The sequence below is a fragment of the Planktotalea sp. genome, from assembly GCF_049680325.1.
In the GTDB taxonomy this organism is placed as follows: Bacteria; Pseudomonadota; Alphaproteobacteria; order Rhodobacterales; family Rhodobacteraceae; genus Planktotalea.
In genome coordinates this window covers 1-2,328 of record NZ_JBAUHO010000332.1, presented here as the reverse complement: position 1 = coordinate 2,328, position 2,328 = coordinate 1, and the positions used below count along the sequence as shown (strand labels likewise).

The window sequence follows — 2,328 nt, the reverse complement described above, 5'->3', positions numbered from 1 at the left end:
AAAGCAGACCACGCGGGCATCATCGGGCAGTTTGGGCGCACGAAAATAGTTGCTCGGAAAAGGGTTGGTATCATACTTGAACGAAACAACCCATTCGGGCGGAATGTAGGCAAAGCAGTTGTTGTCCATCGCCTTATGCGATGTATAGCGCTGCTCTGATCCGCGTGCTTTTTCCACTTCCGCGTAAGGGTTTGCCGCGAGATCATTGTAGAGAAACGGATGCGCTTCGGGATCAAAGCGAAAGACCGAACCATGGCCCGTCGGGCGCCCCTTTCGCTTTTCCGTCCAATCATGGCGCATCGCGATCTTGCCGGGGGCCATGTCATAAATGTCATCAAGCCCCCCTGTGATTACAACATCCAGATCAAAGCCCAGAACCGGGCCTTCGAGATCGGGGATCAGATCAGGCTTGAAGAGCGAGGTCTTTCGCATCGCGCCTTGTCGATTGGCCACGGCAAGCGCTGCATTCATCGGCTCAAGGAAGGGTTCGCTTGGCAGGTCCAGCACTTCGATATCGGGGTGAAAGCCGTCCGAATTTTCGGTCATACAGATAAAACGGATCGGGCGCGTCATATTCCGGCGCACGCCGGAATAAAGCCGGTTCACATATTCAGGGCCAAAAAGTGTACCCCATTTGATGCAGACGATAGTTGCGGCGTGCATATGCGTGTCCCTGAAATGAAAAAGGCGTCTGGGGCGGATACCCCAGACGCCTGTTTTTGGAAAGGGGCCGCTTAGGCCGCCGGCATGCGCTGCTCGACGATTTCCGCCCACCAGCTTGCACCGACGGGGCTGGCCTCATCGTTGAAATTGTATTCAGGGTGATGCACCATAGCCGTATCGCCGTTGCCCACGACGATATAGGCACCGGGGCGCTCTTCCAACATAAAGGCGAAATCCTCGCCGCCCATCACCAGGGGTGCATCTTGCGTCGGTTTGCCAGAGACAGTTTCAGCGACCTTGGCGGCGAATTCCGTTTGTTCCTGTGAATTCACCATCACCGGGTAGTTGCGCTGGTAATCCAGATTGATGGTGCCGCCAAAGGTGGCTGCAACCCCTGCGCAAATTTCACCCATACGCTGTTCGGTCAGATCGCGCACCTCGGGCGAAAGCGTGCGCACGGTTCCCTTGATATGCACTTTTTGCGGGATCACGTTATGCGCCTTGGACGAGGTTTCAAACGAGGTGACAGAAACAACCACTTGCAAGGTCGGATCCACGTTGCGCGAGGCAATCGTTTGCAAGGACAGCACAAGTTGGCAGGCCATAACTGTGGTATCAATGGTTTCTTGCGGCTTGGCCGCGTGACCACCGCGCCCCTCCAGCTCGATCTCGAAAATATCGGCAGCTGCAAAGAACGGGCCAGAGCGGATCGCGAATTCACCGACAGGCAGACCGGGCCAGTTGTGCATGCCATAGACTTCCTGAATACCGAAACGATCCATCATACCGTCATCACACATCTCTTTGCCGCCGCCGCCACCTTCTTCGGCAGGTTGGAAAATCACGACGACCGTGCCATCGAAATTGCGCGTCTCGGCAAGATATTTCGCAGCGCCCAGCAGCATGGCCGTATGACCGTCATGGCCGCAAGCATGCATCGCGTCGGGGGTCTTGGAGGCATACTCAAGGCCGGTTTGTTCATGGATCGGCAATGCGTCCATATCGGCGCGCAGGCCAATGACCTTGCCAGAGCTGTTTTGCTTGCCTTTGATAACACCGACAACACCCGTGCGGCCAATGCCAGTCACGATCTCGTCGCAACCAAAGGCTTTCAGCTTGTCCGCGACGATGCCAGAGGTGCGGTGCGTTTCGAACAGGATTTCGGGATGTTCATGCAGATCACGGCGCCACTCGGTGATTTCGGGCAGCATTTCGGCTAGGCGGTTCTTGATGGGCATCTTGGTAGCTCCTCTAAGCAGCAGGCATTCGCGCTTCAACCATACCGGCAAGCCATGAGCAGCCAGCAGGAATCGCGCTATCGTCAAATACATATTCCGGGTGATGGACCATCGCGCCCTCTTCACCGTTTCCAAGGAAGATATAGGCCCCGGGTCGCGCCTCTAGCATGTAGGCGAAATCCTCGCCTGCCATGATTGGCGGTGTGTTGTCATCAACCGCGCCCTCGCCTGCAACTGCACGCGCAACATCTGCGGCAAAAGCTGTGTTCTCATCCGTGTTTACGGTGACAGGATAGCCGCGTTCATATGCGATATCGACGGTGCATTCATAGGCCTCGGCCGTTGCACTTACGATCTTCGCAAAGCGCCGCTGCATCAGATCACGCACATCAGGATCATGGGTGCGCACTGTGCCGCCAAGCTGTAC

The 2,328-nt window shown here is 56.2% G+C and carries 3 protein-coding genes; all 3 read right to left on the bottom strand.

Annotated elements, in window-relative coordinates:
• Positions 1-663, bottom strand: a 663-nt coding sequence (locus WBC85_RS14820) for a glycosyl transferase (RefSeq protein ID WP_424438901.1), incomplete at its 3' end; no start/stop codon positions are given.
• Positions 664-734: 71 nt separating this feature from the next.
• On the bottom strand, positions 735-1,901 hold the full coding sequence (locus WBC85_RS14815; RefSeq protein ID WP_424438898.1) for a M20 aminoacylase family protein: 1,167 nt from the start codon (positions 1,899-1,901) through the stop codon (positions 735-737).
• Positions 1,902-1,914: 13 nt separating this feature from the next.
• A partial coding sequence (locus WBC85_RS14810; protein WP_424438895.1) for a M20/M25/M40 family metallo-hydrolase occupies positions 1,915-2,328 on the bottom strand: 414 nt, incomplete at its 5' end.